Here is a 16,496-nt window from a genome sequence, read left to right as displayed (position 1 = left end):
TCAGCCCAAGGTAGTGCCGGCTCTGTGAGCCGGCTTTTCTTTGACCTCGTTATCTTGCGGCACCGCCACCGCTACCTCCACCTCCGGAACCGCCGCCCCCTTCGCCGCCGCGGCGCTCCCAGCCGTTGTTGTTTCGCATGAGTTGGCTGACAGGGTTGGGGTTCACGATGTCCGGTGGTCCCGGCATGTCGTCGTCGAACAGACCGACATCGCCAGATTTCAGATCGTCGCCGTCATCACCATCGCCCTTGCTCTTGCTGCCTTTCTTCATCTGTCGCTTGAGCTGGTCGGTCGGGCTGCCATTGCCGGGCGTGAAGCCGCCACCACTGCCGTTGCCGCCGGCATCTTCGTAGCCGACGTCGGACGGGTTGTGATAGGGATCGACAAGATTGCCATTGCGCAGTAGAACATGACCCAGCGGTGTGCCGGCAAGCTTGGTCCTGCGTTCGATCTCCGCACCGTGCTTCTTCATGAGGTCGGCGAGGTGGTCAAAGTTCTCCTCGCTCCCGCTGCCTTCGACAGGATTCGGGTTGTCGAAACCCACGGCAATGTAGTGGATGGTCTCGCCATCCTCGATCACGAAGATGAGCCTGTGGCCCTCATCGTCAGACCAGAACTCGACCCAGTCGCCGTCATCGTCGAAGTAATCGACATTGTCGAGGTGCCAGTCGGCACGTGCCGGATGAAGCGTGATCATCACGTCGCGCTAGTGCCGCGGCGCCGGCCAGCAGAAGACTGAGTCTCGCATGACACAGCCCTCAATCACGGAGGGCCCGAATGGACCCTCATCTGGAGAGTGTGGCGCGAGGGAGGGGGTGAGGGTTCGGCGTGGCTGGGCCGGAATGTGACGCCGCGCACATGGCTGAGAAGCGTCGTTACCGGTTCGTCGCGACCGATGTCCCTGGTGTGGGTTTTGTGTTCCCTAGCGGCCGGCGCGGCGGTCGGTAGCGATTCCATAGGGCAGGGTGCCACGACGGCGATTCTCGGACACCATGGCGCGGTAGGGCAGTTGCGGCTCGGGCATGCTGCCTTGAGCCGGATGCAGGTCGCTGAGGCAGATCTCCTCCACGCAATCGTCGAGCGCCTTGCGCCAATCGGGCTGATCCAGTTGGAACAGGGCCTTGGCGCGGCTGCAATCCAGTTCGGTGCGGCGGGCCGGGGCGCCGGTGATGCCAAACCGATTTGGTGTGATGGGGACGAGTTCCGGCGAGGCCTGGAACGGTGTCGCCTGGCGCAAGGCGTGTGCTGCGAATTCGAACCAGGTCGCCGACGGCTTGCCGCAGAAATGCAGGATCGTGCCGCCGTCGACTTCGCCGTTCATCAGGCCGAGGCCGACGCGTCGCAAGGCGGCGCAGAGTTCGCGCACGGGGGTTGGTCCGGCGATATGGTCAGGGGGGACATGGACCCGGCCACCGCGCTTGCCCAGGGACAGCATGGTCTTCAGCATATTGTGGCCCTTGGCGCCGAACAGCCAACCGGTACGCAGTATGGCGAAATCCCGACAATGGGCTGTGACCTCTGCCTCGCCCGCTGCCTGGGCCGGGCCAAAGACGCTGACCGCGTCCGGCCGGTCGGTCTCAGAGATAGAGGCCTACCTTGTCGCCGGCGAAGACCTGGTCAGACGACAGATGGAGGAGCGGTATGCCTATCGCGCCGGTCACTTCGGCAAGATCTGCGACCGACCAATGATTGCGCGCCTGGGTCAGGGTGCGGTGGTTTTCAGCGCTGTCGGGTGAGGCATAGCCGATGGTGTTGATGACCAGGGCGGGCGCAAGCGCTGTGAGGTTGTGGCGCACCGGTCGATGTCGAGTAGGCCGAGTTCGATGCCGCTGAGGCTGCGGACCTGGTAGCCCGCGGGCCAGAGCATCTCTTCCAGTTCCTTGGCGAGGACCGCATTGCGGCCGCAGATCATGATAAGTTTGCTGTCTTGCATCGAACCGCTCCTTGGGCTCGCGATCCGGGGATCGTTGCGAGACCGGGTGACTCGTCATCAGCAAGATAGCACCAGCGCTCTTTTGCGGAAAGGCGCGCACAGAAATATTACAGCATAATCAATGGGATAAAGATAAAATTTAATCAAAATCCCAGGTGCCTTGCGGCGTTGGTGGCAACCCACAAAAAAAGGCCGCCGGTACATGACCGGCGGCCTTTCTTGGTCTTTGGCCTCAATCAGGGATTGGGCGCGCGCGCACCGATGCAGGCGGCGTCATAGTCGTTCCAGCGCAACTCGACATGGCGCCAGTAATCATTGGTCGGGGCCGAACCGCCGGCTTCGGCGAGGTCGGGATAGTCGCCGCCCAGGAGTGCAGCAACTTCGCCGTCGACAGCGATGGTCGGGCTGTTCTTGTAGACTTCGGCGGCCGTTGCCGTCTTGGCGCCGGCCAGCGTCGCCATCGCGGTTTCCGCCGAGCCGCAGAGGCCCGAAACCTGCTGATGCAGTTCGTATTGCGGCTCCACCGCGCAAGCCGTCAGCGCGAGGGCGCCCAGAACGGGCAACAAAATCTTCATCATGCGAACTACCCCTTTTAAGTGATGTCTTGTGCCGGGCAACAACCAACGCACAGCCGCGCGAGCCCCCGATTCCGGCAGAACCCTTCAAAGCAGATCAAATCATAATAAGAGGTTAACCGCAAGAGTTGAGGTGGCTGTCCCGGCGCGGGATTTTGTCCACAAACAACCCCTGCTAAGTGCTGATTCCTCTCAGAAAACGAGGTGCTTAGCCTGTTGCACCTGGGGCAGGTCCTGGACCTGTTTCAGCAAGCCCGGCGACATTGCCCCGTCGATCTCGACGAGGGCAATGGCGTCCTTCCCCGGGGCGGATCGCCCCAGGGCAAAGGTGGCGATGTTAATGCCGTTGTCACCCAGCAGGGTCCCCAGGCGGCCAATAAAGCCCGGCTTGTCGTCATTGGTGACATAGAGCATATGCGGCCCCACTCGGCATCGATCTTGATGCCCTTGATCTCAACCACGCGCGGCCGTTGGTAGGCAAAGAGGGTCCCGGCGATCGAGCGCGACCAGCGCTCCGATTCCACGGTGAGGCGGATGAGGGTGTGATAATCGCCCTCGCGCTCATGCTTGATCTCGGTGAGGTCGATGTTGCGCTCCTTGGCCACCAGCGGCGCATTGACCATGTTGACGCTGTCGGAGAGGAGGGGCTTAAGGAGGCCCTGCAGCATCAATGCGGTGAGCGGTCGCGTGTTGAGGGCTGCAACCTGGCCTTCATATTCCACGGTGACCTTCATGATGCCCGTCTCGGTCGCTTGCCCCGCAAAGGCGCCGAGCTGGTCGGCGAGCTTCATATAAGGCCGCAGGCGCGGCGCTTCCTCGACCGTCACTGAGGCCATGTTAAGAGCGTTGGTGACGGCGCCGTGCAACAGGAAGTCCGACATCTGCTCGGCAACCTGGATGGCGACATTGAGCTGTGCCTCGGTCGAGGAGGCGCCGAGATGGGGTGTGCAGACGACATTGGGGTGGCCGAACAGGATGTTCTCGGTCGCTGGCTCCGTCGGAAACACGTCGAGCGCTGCGCCGGCAACATGGCCACTGTCGAGGGCTGCCTTCAGATCCTCCTCGACGATCAAGCCACCGCGTGCGCAGTTGATGATGCGGACACCCGGCTTGCATTTGGCGAGCGCTGCCTTGTCGATGAGGTTGCGCGTCTGGTCGGTGAGCGGCGTATGCAGGCTGATGAAATCGGCGCGAGCGAGGAGCGTGTCGAGGTCGACCTTCTCGACGCCGAGATCGACGGCACGTTCCGGCGACAGGAAGGGATCGTAGGCAATGACCTTCATCTTGAGGCCCTGCGCACGGTCGGCGACGATGGAGCCGATATTGCCACAGCCCACCAACCCCAAGGTCTTGGCATAGAGCTCGACGCCGACGAAGCGCGACTTCTCCCACTTGCCAAGATGCGTCGAACTGTTGGCTTCGGGAATCTGGCGGGCCAGCGCCATCATCATGCCGACGGAATGCTCGGCAGTTGTGATGTTGTTACCGAACGGCGTGTTCATCACACAGATGCCGCGGGCGGTCGCGGCCTTCACGTCAATATTGTCGACACCGATACCGGCCCGGCCGATGACTTTGAGTTTCGTCGCGGCGGCAAGCACTTCCGGTGTCACCTTGCTGGCGGAGCGCAAGGCGAGGCCGTCAAACTCACCGATCATGGCGGCAAGTTCCTTCGGCTTCATGCCGGATTTTTCGACAACCTCGATGCCGCGTTCCTTGAAGATCTGGACAGCGGCGGGGGACAGTTCATCAGAGATAAGAACCTTGGGCATGATCAGGCTTCCTTGGCGATATTCGTCGCATTCAGTTTGACACCGGCATAGGCCCAATCGAGCCAGGGCAGCAGCGCCTTGATGTCGTCGCCTTCCACCGTGGCGCCGCACCAGATGCGCAGGCCCGGCGGCGCGTCACGATAGGCGCCGATGTCGAGGCCAACGCCTTCCTTGTCGAGCAGCGAGACGATGTCCTTGGTGATCGCCTGCTGCCGGTCGGCATCAAGGCCCGTGAACCACGGATCCTTGATGGCGAGGCAGACACTGGTGCAGGAGCGCGTCGCCGGATCCTTGGCAAGAAAACTTGCCCAGTCTGACTTTGCCACCCAATCGGCGATCAGCGTGGCGTTGCCTTCGCTGCGGGCGATGAGGCCTTTCAAGCCGCCAACTGAGTCCGCCCAGCCCAAGGCATCGATCTGGTCCTCGACACAGAGCATGGAGGGCGTGTTGATCGTCTCGCCCTTGAAGATGCCTTCGATGAGCTTCCCGCCCTTGGCGAGGCGAAAGATTTTCGGCATTGGCCAAGCTGGTGTGTGCGATTGCAGGCGGGCCACGGCACGGGGCGATAGGGCAATCATGCCGTGGCCGCCTTCGCCGCCTAGGACCTTCTGCCAGGACCAGGTGACGACATCGAGCTTGTTCCAGGGAAGGTCCATGGCGAACACGGCGGAGGTCGCATCGCAGATGGTGAGGCCGGTGCGGTCATCGGCGATCCAATCGGCATGCGGGATGCGCACGCCTGACGTGGTGCCGTTCCAGGCAAAGACGATGTCATCGGCCGGATCGATGGCGCGGAGATCCGGCAGGATGCCGTAATCGGCACGCCGCAATTTCGTCGGCAGATGCAACTCGTTGATGATGTCGCTGGCCCATTCCTCGCTGAAGCTCTCGAAAGCCAGCACGGTGATCGGCTGGGGCCCGAGCAACGACCAGAGCGCCATCTCGACAGCGCCGGTGTCGGAAGCTGGCACGATGCCTAGGCGATAATCCGCCGGGATGCCGAGCAGGCGGCGCGATTGCGTGATCACCTCGGCCAGGCGGTCCTTGCCGGGCTTCGAGCGATGCGAACGGCCCAGGGTGGAAACCTTGGGGTCATCGGTATGGAGGAGGGTGGGGGTCCAACCCGGGCGCTTGGCGCAGGGTCCGGAAGAGAAAAGCGGCCGAATCGGCCGCTGGAGCGGTCTCGTCATATCGTTCCTCCCAGAACGAAGCGCTCCGTTGGGGGAGCGTGGCCCGCCGCCGATATGACGGATGCAGCGCGTCATGTCAAGCGCGGAACAAAAAGCGTCGCTTACTGAACGATTGGCCAGCACGGCAAACCGCGGCGTTTCGACCTTTGCCTTTCCGGAGCGCCTGCCGTAATTTCCGCGCCGATGGTTCTTGGAGTCTCGGTGCGAAAGCGTCGGGTCCGAGATTAATAGGGAACGCGGTGCGATACCGCGGCTGCCCCCGCAACTGTGAGCGGTGAGTTGCCAGCCGACAACGCCACTGGGACGTCAAACGTCCCGGGAAGGCCGGATGGGAACGATGAACCGCAAGCCAGGAGACCTGCCATCACTTGTTGAAACTCACGCGACCGGGCGGCGGGCCCGGCAGAGGTAGAACATGACTCCTGTTTCCAACTCCGCTTTGGATGCCGTTCAACTCAACGCGTCATTGCGCGCGCTTGACACGGAAGTTAACGAGCCCGTTCAACTGAAACTGCTGGCCTGGGTGATGGGCCTGCCGAATGGGATCGATCCCGCGATGGCGGCACGGCTCGTGATGTTTCAGCAGGTCGCCGACCCAGCGGAAAAGATCTCCGCACCCCTGATGAAGTTGGTGGAAACAGTCGCACAGTATCCCCGCGAGCGCCTGGCGCAACTCGTGAATGGACGGCGACGCGCAACAATCAATTGATGCTCTCCTCGCTCCTGGCGACGTTGCCCTCAAACCAGTTTTCGGGGCGCTTGAGATTGCCAGAATCGAGTTCCATCAGAGTCCACTCATGAGGAGCCGGGCTGCCGCCTGGGACCACTTCTGCCCCAAATCGCTCAAAGAAGCGGACACTTTCAGGAGTGGCGCGAATTTGGATCTGGGATATCTGCTCGGTATGCATCATGGCCGCCATTGCAACGAGCAGGCTGGACCCGAGGCGCTGATTGCGAAGTTCGGGTGGAACGTAGATAGCTTCGAGTGACGGCTTGCCATCGATCGCGATCACAAAGAACGCGCATGGATCGCCGTCGAATCGCCCGGACACCAATCAAACTCTGCGCGCTGTGTTCCACGCCGTCTACGGCGTCGATCAGTAGCCTCTTATCCTCTGGATAAAGCTGGATGAGATCGTGGATGAAGGCGAACAGTTCATCGACCCCGTCCTTGGTCGTGACGGCAGATATCGTGAATTCAAGTTCACTCATGTCGTATCCCTTTTGAGACTATTTCATCTGTAAAGATACCGTAAAAATAGTATATCGCACAGAAAAAAATGACGCAGATCTCTCTGCGCCATCTTTCGTTGGTCCTGTTCTGGTCGCTCGATCAGGCAAGCTTGGCCGCGATCTTGGCCACATGCTCGCCCTGGAAGCGGGCCATGCCGAGTTCCTGCTCGCTGGGCTGGCGGCTGCCGTCGCCGCCGGCGATGGTGGTGGCGCCGTAGGGCGAGCCGCCCTTGATTTCATCGAGGCCCATCTGCGCTGCGCAGGAATAGGGCAGGCCGACAATCACGAAACCATGGTGCAACAAGGTAGTGTGGAACGATGTGATGGTGGTTTCCTGGCCGCCATGCTGAGTCGCCGACGAGGCGAACACACTACCGACCTTGCCGATCAGGGCGCCCTTGGCCCACAGGCCGCCGGTCTGGTCGAGGAAGCTGCGCATCTGGGACGCCATGTTGCCGAAGCGGGTCGGTGTGCCGAAGATGATGGCGTCGTAATCGGCCAGTTCGTCGACCGTGGCGATCGGCGCCTTCTGGTCGAGCTTGAAATGACCGGCCTTGGCAACTTCTTCGGGGACCAATTCAGGGACGCGCTTGATCGTGACGGTGGTACCGGCGACCTTGCGAGCGCCTTCGGCGACGGCTCCCGCCATCGTCTCGATATGGCCGTAAGTTGAATAATAGAGGACGAGAACCTTGGTCATGAGAGCCTCACAGGGAGATTGGGGGGAGTCGGGGCGATTTGTTTGTCCTGGCTATGTTGTGCCTAGGCTACCCTGGATACAATAAGCCCGTCTGTGATAAGATCGTTCACTATTGGATGACAATGGTGAGGCTCATGGATCAGCTGAACGCGATGCGGACCTTCCGTCGGGTGGTGGAACAGGGCAGTTTCACCGCGGCTGCGCGCGGGCTCAACCTATCCAAGGCGGCCGTTTCCAAGCAGGTGGGCGAACTTGAAGCGCATCTCGGCGCCACCCTCATTCATCGCACCACGCGCCGCCTCTCGGTGACCGAAGTGGGCAACGCGTATTTCGAACGCGCCGTGCGCCTGCTGGATGAATTCGAGGCAGCGGAAGCGGAGGTGCGGCATCTACAGGCGGAGCCTACGGGCTCGTTGAAGCTGAGTGTGCCCAATGCGTTCAGCGTGACGCAACTGGCGGCGACGCTGAACGACCTTGCATCACGCTATCCGAAGCTGCGCCTTTCCATCGAAGCCAGCGATCGCTTCGTCGATCTCATTGAAGAAGGCTATGACGCCGCCATTCGGATTCGGACCGAGTTGCCGGATTCAAGTCTCATCGCGCGCCGCCTATGCACCATCCCGCGCTATGTCTGCGCTGCGCCGAAGTACATCAAAAAGTATGGCGAGCCGAAAAGACCGGAAGATCTGAAGCAGCACAACTGCATCATCTACACGCAGTCGCCGGCGCCATTCGACTGGGGCTTCCGCACGCCACAGGGCCGCAAGACAGTGCGCGTATCCGGCACCTTTCAGAGCAATCACGGCATGCTGCTCATGGAGCCGCTGCTGGCAGGCCGGGGCATCGCCATGCTGCCGATCTTCACGATCGAGGAACCATTGGCCAAGGGAAAGGTGAAGAGGTTGCTGGCGGATTTTCCGACCGATGCGGTCTCGCTGCACGTGGTGTATCCGCAGAACCGGCATCTGTCGCCAAAGGTGCGAATTTTCGTGGATCTGATGGTTGAGCATTTTGCAGACAAGGAAAACTGGACGCAAGCGGAGTAATGCTCGCCGGCACAGCGGCGCATGTCAGGTAGCGGACAGAATCGTGTCAAGTGAGAGACAGGTGGTCTCGCTAAGAAGGGCGGGCTTCAACTTTCACCTGGAGACTTAATTATGCGTTTCGAAAAATCCCTGATTGCGACCAGCGTTCTTGCCGCACTTGTTTCATTTGGCGGCGGTTCCGCCCTGGCCGCTGACAGCTGCGAAGCTCAGGCCAAGGCGCTGTCACCGACCATCGCTGCCGTGACCGATGCCGCCACCAAGGAAAAGGCCAACAAGTTGCAGGAGAAGGCCATCGACGAAGCGACCACCGAAGCCGATGAAGAGGAATGCCTAGATTACCTGAAGGATCTCAAGGAAGTTCTCGGGGTCAAGTAACCACCGCACTTGGACGATCACCACCCGCCATCTATGCCACGCTGGACGGGCCAGCGGGAAACTGCAACTGTTCCCGCTGGACCCTCGTGAAGGATTCGACGTTCATGAAGAGGCGCTTGCTTGGTGCGGTGATGATCGTCGGCGTGGCTGTTGCCTCGGGGCTGTTCCTTGCTTCCGCGCCCAGGCATATCGACAGTGCCAGCTTGCCGCCACATGTCGGCGATGTGGCGAATGGTGAAGTACTTTATCACATCGGCGGTTGCATCGCATGCCACCACCCCGCCAAGGAAAGTGGCGCCGACATGGCCCTGCCATCAGGCGGAGCCGCCTTTGTCACCCCAATCGGTACGCTCTATCCGCCGAATCTGACGCCTGATACGGAGACCGGTCTTGGTGGTTGGTCAGATGCGGCTTTCATCGATGCTGTCCGGCATGGCGTGTCGCCGCGCGGTGACCACTACATCCCGGCCTTCCCCTATGTTTCCTATGGTCGCATGAAGGTCGAAGATATCCTTGATATCAGGGCCTATCTCAAGACGCTGCCGGCGATTTCTTCTGTGGCCAAGCCTGCTGAGATACCTTTCCCCTGGCTGGTGCGACGTGGCCTTGGCCTGTGGAAGCGGCTAGCCGTTCTGCCACCACTCACTGACGATCCGGGTCAATCCGCCAGCTGGAATCGCGGCGCCTATCTCGTCAACGGACCCGGCCATTGCGCCGAATGCCATACGCCACGGAACCTCGCCATGGTGATGGACGTGGACCAGGCGTTGGCCGGCGGGCCACATCCCGAGGGGCGTGGCAAGGTGCCGAGCTTGCGCGATCTTATCGGGCGTCAGAAATACAAGGATGTCGATGAGTTGGCGACGGCGCTGAAGGAGGGTGAGGAAGGCTACTTCGAGGACCTTGCCAGCGGCGGCATGGCCGAGGTGCAGCAGAATATTGCCCGGCTGCCGGATACCGATGTTCATGCCATCGCCGAATATCTCGGCAGCCTGAAATAGAAAACGGCAGCCCGGCCTGGTTCCGGACTGCCGCTAAAAATCCACCGGCAGATCAGTTCTTCTTTTCGCGATATTCCTTGTGGCAGGCACCGCAGGTGCCCCCGACCTTGTCGAACTGAGCCCCGACAGTCGCGATATCGCCACCACCGGCGGCCGATGCCAGCATGGTGGCCGCATCTTCCAGGGCCTTTGCCTTGGCCGTGAAGTCGTCCCAGTTTTGCCAGATCGTGGCTTTCGCCTCGTCATCGGCAGCGTCGGAGCCTTCAGGGAAGAGGCTAGGAATCTTGGCCGCGATCTCGGCGATCTTCTGGGCCGGCGCGGCGGCATCGCCTGCAGGCCCACCGGCTCCGATGAGGTCCTTGATGGCCTTCATATTCTTGCCGAGTTCCTTCATCGCATCTTCGCGCGGGGTTTCGGCCGCAACGCTGGCGACCACACCGCCCAAGGTCACGACCATGGCAGCTGCCCCGATGAGTAGTTTCACACGATTCATTTGGCTTTTCCCTCCGATTTCAGGGTGATGGCTAGGTTACTCCCACCTGAGTATGCTCATGAATCCTGTCCGGCAGCAGACTGAAGCCAATCGATCACGGAGTTGTGAAGTGATGGGTTTTTTATGGCCAGAGCGGATATTGTCATCAAACCGTCATTTTTTCCGTTGGACTTCCTTGTCTAGGATCGCCGCGACGACGGTTGGGGATCATGAAGAATCAAGAGATTGAACTCAAGTTGGCGCTGCCTGGCGGGGCGGCGGTTCGGCCTGCTGCGTTGCGCAAGCTCCTGGCCGCACCGACGCGCGCCACGGCGAAGCGGATGGAGACTTCCTATTTCGATACGGCGGATTGCTGGCTGAAGAACCATGGGATGGCACTGCGCGTGCGGCGCATCGGAGACCAGCGAATTCAGACACTGAAGGCGCCTGGTTCAATGCTGGATGGTTTGCAGTCCTTTGCCGAATTCGAAGCACCAATAGAGGGCAACCGACCGCGCCTCGCCGCCATCAGTGATGCAAAGCTGCGACGGCGTCTCGATCGTGCCGGCGTCATGACTCGGTTGCGACCCGTTTTTACCACCCGCTTCGACCGCAATGCATGGCTGATCAGGCGTGGAGAAAGCCAGATCGAGGTGGCGCTTGATGTCGGTTCGATCGGCAGCAAAGCCACCGAGATACCAATCGCCGAAATCGAGTTGGAGCTGAAGGCTGGGAACCCGGTCGACTTGTTCCATCTTGCCGAAGGTCTGGTTGAAGATTTACCCGCCAGACTTGGCCTCGCGACCAAGGCGGCGCGCGGCTACGCGCTGGCTCTCCACGAGAAGCCGGTGCCGGAGCGCGCCGGGCCGCTCGATCTGACCGGCAAGGTCACGGCCGGTGACGCTTTCAGTGCCATTGTGCGCAATTGCCTGGCGCAGTTGCGCGCCAATGAGGCCGCCATCCTGGAGAGCGAGGATGATGAGGCGATCCATCAATTCAGGGTCGCCATCCGCCGCTTCCGAGCTGCCATCGGGGCCTTTCGTGAGCTTATCGATGATGGCGCCCATGCGGCGATGTCGATCGATCTGCGCTGGTTGCAGCGCCAGTTCGGCCCTGCCCGAGACCTGGATGTCCTGATTGCCGAAACATTGATGCCCATGGCTGAGCGCATGCGCGACCAGGCCGTCATCCGTGAGCTGCTGGAGATTGCGCGTCGCGCCCGCGCGGAGGCACGCCGGCAGGCGCATCTGGCCCTCGAGAATCCGCGCTACGCCGTGATGCTTCTGCACATCTATCGGCAATTGCTGACCGACGACTGGCGTGGAAGAGGGGCTGTTGCGCAATTCGGTCTCAATCAGTCGGCCAGGACGTTTGCCAACAGATGGTTGAACCGGTCGCACAAACGGTTGGTGCGCCTGGGGGGCGAGCATGCCGCTCTCTCGGAAACCGAACTGCACCGGCTCCGCCTGCTGGGAAAGAAGATGCGTTACGGCGCCCAGGCCTTTGCCTCGCTTTACGACAGCAAGCGGACCGACAAGTACCTGGCCCATCTCTCAGCCATACAGGACCATCTGGGGTCGTTAAACGATGCTGTCGTCGGGCGGCACCTTCTCACCAATCTGACCAAGGGACTTTCCGATGCCCCAGGCTGGGGCAGTGCCGAAAGCAACCTGCTGCATGGCATTGTGCTCGGATGGCAATCGCACCGGATCAGTGGTGATCTTGGCGGCTTCCAGATGACCTGGGAAGGATTTCGAGCTCAGCGCAAGTTCTGGGGCAAGGCAAACGGCGTGGGCTAGGTGCTACTCCTGCCCCGGGATCATTCCTTGGCCAGATCCCGTGGCGTCATGAACTGGCGCAGGGAGCCCTGTTCCCCGTCGAGATCCCGCCAGGTAGAGATATCAAAGTCGATCACAGCGATGGCGCCGGTCGGAAAATTTTCCTTCATCCGCTCAAGAGCGCGCTTGTCGCCCTGGCCGGCGAGCCAATGAGCAAGGCTCCCCATACCGGGATTGTGGCCAATCACCATCAGCGTGTCGACCTTGTCCTTTTCCTTGACCTTGGCCAGCACCGTCAGAATCTCTCGCGGGAGGGCCATGTAGAGCCCTTCCAGCCCTTTGATGGGCACGTCCGGCGGCAGGCTTGGGCGCAGCAGTGCCAGCGTCTCGCTCACCCGCGTCGCCGTGGAACAAAGAATGAGGTCGGGTTTCAGCTTCTGGGCCTTCAGCCATTGTCCCATCGCGGGCGCGGTTTCTCGCCCACGGTCCGACAAGGGGCGGTTGTGGTCGGAAATCTGTCCGGCATCCCAGGCCGATTTGGCGTGGCGCATAAGTATCAGTGTCTTCATTCTGTCATCAAATTGAAGTAATTGATTTATAAGGAATACCCACCACCAATCGAGTGCTCTATACTGTAAGGGAGGTGGCCATCTTTAGCCAGCACCGGCTCAAATCCTCTGGGTTTCTGCCACAGCGTGCCGGATGGACATGGGTTGTAGAGCACGATCGGACAAGTACAGGAATCTGCCCGTGGACGATGCACAATTGATCGAACCGAAATACCAGCCGGATGCCTTGAACCGTTTCATCAACCGCGAACTGTCGTGGCTTGCCTTCAACGAGCGGGTCCTGGAAGAGACCGGCAACAAGACCCATCCGCTGCTGGAACGGGTCCGCTTCTTGTCGATTTCAGCCAACAACCTCGATGAATTCTACATGGTGCGCGTTGCCGGCCTGCGCGGCCAGGAACGGGCCAATGTCAATGTCATCTCGGCCGATGGGCTGACGCCGGTACAGCAGCTTGCCGCGATCAATCAACGCTCCGGTGAGCTCATGCGCGCCCAGCAGGAGCATTGGCGCAATCTGCGAGAGGATTTGCGCGAGAACGGTATTTCCGTAGTGGAGCCGTCGGAAGTCACCGGCGCCGAAAAGGAATGGCTCGACAACTATTTCATGGACCAGGTGTTCCCGGTGTTGACGCCCATGGCAGTCGACCCGGCGCATCCGTTTCCGTTCATTCCCAATCTCGGTTTCTCGATCGTGCTGGAACTGCGCCAGCTGAGCGACGGCAAGGCGATGCGGGCGCTCATCATGCTGCCGAGCCTGCTGCCGCGCTTCATCCGGTTGCCGGGCAAAGACCCGTATAATGTCCGTTACCTCACCCTGGAATCCGTGGTCGGTCTTTATCTCGACCGTTTGTTTCCAGGTTTTGAGGTGATCGGAAAGGTCTACTTCCGACTCATTCGGGACAGCGAGATCGAGATCCTCGAGGAAGCAGAGGACCTCGTGCGCCACTATGAGACAGCGCTGAAGCGCCGACGTCGCGGCCTCGTCATCCGGCTCAAGGTCAATGCCGAGATGCCGGAGGATCTGCTCTCCTTTGTCATCGATGAACTCGACGTGGATCGCGAGGACGTGTTCGTTCTGGATGGACTTCTTGGCCTTGGTGCCACATCGCAGTTGATCGGCGATCGACCGGACCTCAAATTCCAACCGTTCAATCCGCGATTCCCGGAACGGATCCGCGAAATGGGCGGCGACTGTTTCGCCGCCATTCGCGCCAAGGACATCGTTGTTCACCATCCCTATGAGAGCTTTGATGTGGTGGTGCAGTTCATTTTGCAGGCGGCGCGCGACCCCAATGTCGTCGCCATCAAGCAGACGCTCTATCGCACCAGCGATGACAGTCCGATCGTCAAGGCGCTGATCGAAGCCGCGGAAGCGGGAAAGTCCGTGACGGCGCTGGTCGAGTTGAAGGCACGTTTTGACGAGGCCGCGAATATCCGCTGGGCGCGCGATCTGGAGCGCGCCGGCGTGCAGGTAGTCTATGGTTTCGTTGCCCTGAAGACCCACGCCAAGGTGTCGATGGTGATGCGCCGTGAAGGCGGCAATCTCAAGACCTATGTCCATTTCGGGACGGGCAATTATCATCCGGTGACCGCCAAGATATACACCGATCTCAGCTATTTCAGCTGCGAACCCGGCCTGTGCCACGACGCCGCCAAGCTGTTCAACTTCATGACGGGATATGCGCGACCGCAATCAACCGAGAAAGTTGCCTTTGCCCCGACCACTTTGCGCGCGACCCTGCTGAAGCTGATCGATGATGAAATTGAACACGTCAAGGCGGGGCGTGCCGGCGCCATCTGGGTCAAGCTGAACTCGCTGGTTGATAGCGGGCTCATCGACGCGCTCTACCGCGCCAGCCAGGCCGGCGTGAAGATCATGCTGATCATTCGGGGTGTCTGTTGCCTGCGCCCGGGAGTCAAAGGCCTGTCGGAGAATATTCGCGTCAAGAGTATCATCGGCCGTTTCCTCGAGCACTCCCGCGTCGTGTGCTTCGCCAACGGCCATCCGCTGCCGTCGCCCGAGGCCAAGGTGTTCATCTCCTCGGCCGACTGGATGCCGCGCAACATGGATCGCCGGCTTGAAATCATGGTGCCGATCGAGAATGCGACCGTCCACCAGCAGGTCCTTGATCAGATCATGATGGCGAATCTGAAGGATAATCTGCAAAGCTGGGAGCTCGACTCTGATGGTATTTACCATCGCCTGTCGCCGGCCGAGGGTGTCGTCGGTTTCAGCGCGCACACCTACTTCATGACCAATCCGAGCCTGTCCGGTCGCGGATCGGCACTGAAGAAGCAGAAGAAGATCTCGAAACTGGATTTGCCGAAGGCGTAATAGTGACAGCATCTCTTCGCAAAGCCGCCGCCACCGCCCGGGCGACCAAATCCGGGCGTGTGGCGGTGATCGATATTGGCTCGAACTCACTCCGTCTCGTGGTTTTCGACAAAAGATCGCGTTGTCCGGTACCGGTGTTCAATGAGAAGGCGCAACCCGGCTTGGGCAAGGGGCTGGAACGTCATGGGTTGCTCAATCCAGACGGGACACAGGCCGCGCTCGTCAACATCCGACGATTTGTCACCATGGCCGAGGCGATGGGGGTCGACAGCGTCACCTTGCTGGCGACCGCCGCGGTTCGTGATGCCAAGGATGGCGCTGCGTTCGCAGCGCTGATCGAAAAGCAGACCGGCCGCAAGGTTCAGATTGTCAGCGGCGAAGACGAGGCCAAACTATCCGCGCTAGGTGTCCTTGCCGGCATTCCGGAGGCAGATGGTCTGATGGGAGATCTGGGCGGTGGAAGCTTGGAACTTGTACGCCTTCAGGCCGGCCAGATTCGGGAGCATGTGACATTGCCGCTCGGGCCTCTGCGGTTGGTTGAGGCCACCAACGGCAATATCGAAGAAGCGCAGCGCCTGGTCGATCGGCAGCTGGAGAAACTCTCCTGGCTGTCTGAGGTGAAGGGCAAGACGCTTTATCCGGTCGGCGGTGCCTGGCGGTCACTTGCCCGTATCCACATGGAGCAGACGCATTACCCACTTCACGTTATCCACGAGTATCGGATGTCGCGCCGTCAGTCCGAGGAGCTCTCAAATGTGCTGGCGCATCTTGGCAAGAAGTCGCTGACCAATATTGTCGGTATGTCGCGTCGACGTTTGGAAACGCTGCCCTTCGGCGCCCTGGTGCTAGAGCGCCTGATCCGGGCCGTCAAACCGGAATGCGTGCTCTATTCCGCTTATGGCCTGCGTGAGGGCTACCTTTTCAGCACGCTCGACGCGGCTGCCCAGCAAGGAGATCCGCTGCTGGTCGGATGCGCAGAGCTTGCCGGAGCCGATGGCCGTTTTGGCTCGGTGAGCGACCTTCTCGACGATTGGCTGGCGCCCTTGTTCCGATCCGAGGGAAGGCGCGCGCACGTCTGCGCGAGGCAGCCTGCCTATTGTCTGACATTGCCTGGCGCGAGCATCCCGATTACCGCGCCGAACATGCATTCCTCCGCGTCCTGCGCCTGCCGGTCGCTGGGATCACTCATCCCGAACGTGTCGTGTTGGCGCTCATAATCGCCGCGCGCTATGGCGATGGACCAGATGCTCCATACGTCGACAGTCTCACCAGCCTGCTGGAAGAAACCGACAAGGATTTCGCTGCCCGCGCCGGTGCAGCGCTGCGCCTTGCCTATGCCTTGAGCGCCGGTACCGAGCATATGCTCAATTTGACATCGATCGAAAAGCGCAATGACCGGCTTGAGTTGCATCTGCCCCAGGACGCCGGCGCCCTTTTCGGTGAGGCTGTGCAACGCCGATTGGACGCCGTCGGCAAGGCATTCGGCCTGCCGGTTGCCATCGTCTGAAATCTCCCTC

Annotated in this window: 17 protein-coding genes, 1 pseudogene and 1 riboswitch; of the genes and pseudogenes, 8 read left to right on the top strand and 10 right to left on the bottom strand. The window is 60.7% G+C overall.

Features of this window, described 5'->3' with window-relative positions:
* Positions 1-49 precede the first annotated feature (49 nt).
* The 6 genes and pseudogenes from IPK59_03270 to IPK59_03245 form a co-directional block, all read right to left on the bottom strand.
* The gene (locus IPK59_03270; GenBank protein ID MBK8157840.1) at positions 50-697 is read right to left on the bottom strand and encodes a hypothetical protein; all 648 of its coding nucleotides are present in this window, start codon (positions 695-697) and stop codon (positions 50-52) included.
* 225 nt (positions 698-922) lie between these two features.
* A complete protein-coding gene (locus tag IPK59_03265) occupies positions 923-1,585 on the bottom strand; it encodes a sugar nucleotide-binding protein (protein MBK8157839.1) in 663 nt (220 codons plus the stop codon).
* Positions 1,578-1,796: a sugar nucleotide-binding protein gene (locus tag IPK59_03260; GenBank protein MBK8157838.1), complete on the bottom strand. Its 219-nt coding sequence runs from the start codon at positions 1,794-1,796 to the stop codon at positions 1,578-1,580. The genes IPK59_03265 and IPK59_03260 overlap by 8 nt, the downstream gene beginning before the upstream one ends.
* A gap of 373 nt (positions 1,797-2,169) precedes the next feature.
* The gene (locus tag IPK59_03255; protein ID MBK8157837.1) at positions 2,170-2,511 is read right to left on the bottom strand and encodes a hypothetical protein; all 342 of its coding nucleotides are present in this window, start codon (positions 2,509-2,511) and stop codon (positions 2,170-2,172) included.
* A 189-nt stretch (positions 2,512-2,700) separates the two neighbouring features.
* A pseudogene (locus IPK59_03250) lies at positions 2,701-4,280 on the bottom strand (phosphoglycerate dehydrogenase).
* A 2-nt stretch (positions 4,281-4,282) separates the two neighbouring features.
* Entirely contained in the window at positions 4,283-5,470 is a 1,188-nt protein-coding gene (locus IPK59_03245) for a phosphoserine transaminase (protein ID MBK8157836.1), read from the bottom strand.
* Between the two features lie 167 nt (positions 5,471-5,637).
* Positions 5,638-5,851: riboswitch (cobalamin riboswitch) on the top strand.
* 34 nt (positions 5,852-5,885) lie between these two features.
* On the opposite strand from IPK59_03245, the gene IPK59_03240 reads away from it, so the two are divergent.
* A complete protein-coding gene (locus tag IPK59_03240) occupies positions 5,886-6,179 on the top strand; it encodes a hypothetical protein (GenBank protein MBK8157835.1) in 294 nt (97 codons plus the stop codon).
* Here IPK59_03240 and IPK59_03235 read toward each other — a convergent pair.
* Together IPK59_03235 and wrbA are read right to left on the bottom strand one after the other, a co-directional pair.
* Positions 6,172-6,522 (bottom strand): GNAT family N-acetyltransferase, encoded by a 351-nt coding sequence (locus IPK59_03235; protein ID MBK8157834.1) that lies wholly within the window; start codon positions 6,520-6,522, stop codon positions 6,172-6,174. The two genes, IPK59_03240 and IPK59_03235, sit on opposite strands and share 8 nt — an antisense overlap.
* Positions 6,523-6,803: 281 nt before the next feature.
* Positions 6,804-7,403, bottom strand: coding sequence for an NAD(P)H:quinone oxidoreductase (gene wrbA, locus IPK59_03230; protein ID MBK8157833.1), 600 nt, complete (start codon positions 7,401-7,403; stop codon positions 6,804-6,806).
* Positions 7,404-7,537: 134 nt separating this feature from the next.
* On the opposite strand from wrbA, the gene IPK59_03225 reads away from it, so the two are divergent.
* From IPK59_03225 to IPK59_03215, 3 genes are all read left to right on the top strand, one after another.
* Positions 7,538-8,449 carry a LysR family transcriptional regulator gene (locus IPK59_03225; protein MBK8157832.1) on the top strand — a complete coding sequence of 304 codons (912 nt, stop codon included), beginning with the start codon at positions 7,538-7,540 and terminating at the stop codon, positions 8,447-8,449.
* A gap of 111 nt (positions 8,450-8,560) precedes the next feature.
* Positions 8,561-8,824 carry a hypothetical protein gene (locus tag IPK59_03220; GenBank protein ID MBK8157831.1) on the top strand — a complete coding sequence of 88 codons (264 nt, stop codon included), beginning with the start codon at positions 8,561-8,563 and terminating at the stop codon, positions 8,822-8,824.
* A gap of 104 nt (positions 8,825-8,928) precedes the next feature.
* Entirely contained in the window at positions 8,929-9,825 is an 897-nt protein-coding gene (locus IPK59_03215; GenBank protein MBK8157830.1) for a cytochrome c, read from the top strand.
* 52 nt (positions 9,826-9,877) lie between these two features.
* Here IPK59_03215 and IPK59_03210 read toward each other — a convergent pair whose 3' ends face one another.
* Entirely contained in the window at positions 9,878-10,318 is a 441-nt protein-coding gene (locus IPK59_03210) for a cytochrome c (protein ID MBK8157829.1), read from the bottom strand.
* Between the two features lie 209 nt (positions 10,319-10,527).
* Here IPK59_03210 and IPK59_03205 point away from each other — a divergent pair, with 209 nt between their 5' ends.
* Positions 10,528-12,096: a CHAD domain-containing protein gene (locus IPK59_03205; protein ID MBK8157828.1), complete on the top strand. Its 1,569-nt coding sequence runs from the start codon at positions 10,528-10,530 to the stop codon at positions 12,094-12,096.
* A 20-nt stretch (positions 12,097-12,116) separates the two neighbouring features.
* Here the strand turns inward: IPK59_03205 and IPK59_03200 are convergent, their stop codons facing one another.
* Positions 12,117-12,644 (bottom strand): histidine phosphatase family protein, encoded by a 528-nt coding sequence (locus tag IPK59_03200; protein ID MBK8157827.1) that lies wholly within the window; start codon positions 12,642-12,644, stop codon positions 12,117-12,119.
* 139 nt (positions 12,645-12,783) lie between these two features.
* Between IPK59_03200 and IPK59_03195 the strand changes: the two genes are divergently transcribed.
* Genes IPK59_03195 through IPK59_03185 form a run of 3 tightly spaced genes read left to right on the top strand, consistent with a single transcriptional unit; the run spans position 12,784 to position 16,486 of the window.
* Positions 12,784-14,979, top strand: coding sequence for an RNA degradosome polyphosphate kinase (locus IPK59_03195; GenBank protein MBK8157826.1), 2,196 nt, complete (start codon positions 12,784-12,786; stop codon positions 14,977-14,979).
* 2 nt (positions 14,980-14,981) lie between these two features.
* On the top strand, positions 14,982-16,196 hold the full coding sequence (locus IPK59_03190; GenBank protein MBK8157825.1) for a Ppx/GppA family phosphatase: 1,215 nt from the start codon (positions 14,982-14,984) through the stop codon (positions 16,194-16,196).
* Positions 16,181-16,486: a hypothetical protein gene (locus IPK59_03185; GenBank protein MBK8157824.1), complete on the top strand. Its 306-nt coding sequence runs from the start codon at positions 16,181-16,183 to the stop codon at positions 16,484-16,486. Before IPK59_03190 ends, IPK59_03185 begins: the two co-directional genes overlap by 16 nt.
* Positions 16,487-16,496 lie beyond the last annotated feature (10 nt).

This window comes from Rhodospirillaceae bacterium, assembly GCA_016712715.1.
Taxonomy (GTDB): Bacteria; Pseudomonadota; Alphaproteobacteria; order Dongiales; family Dongiaceae; genus Dongia.
The sequence above is the reverse complement of the archived record's forward strand: the minus strand, read 5'-3'. Positions and strand labels throughout refer to the sequence as shown.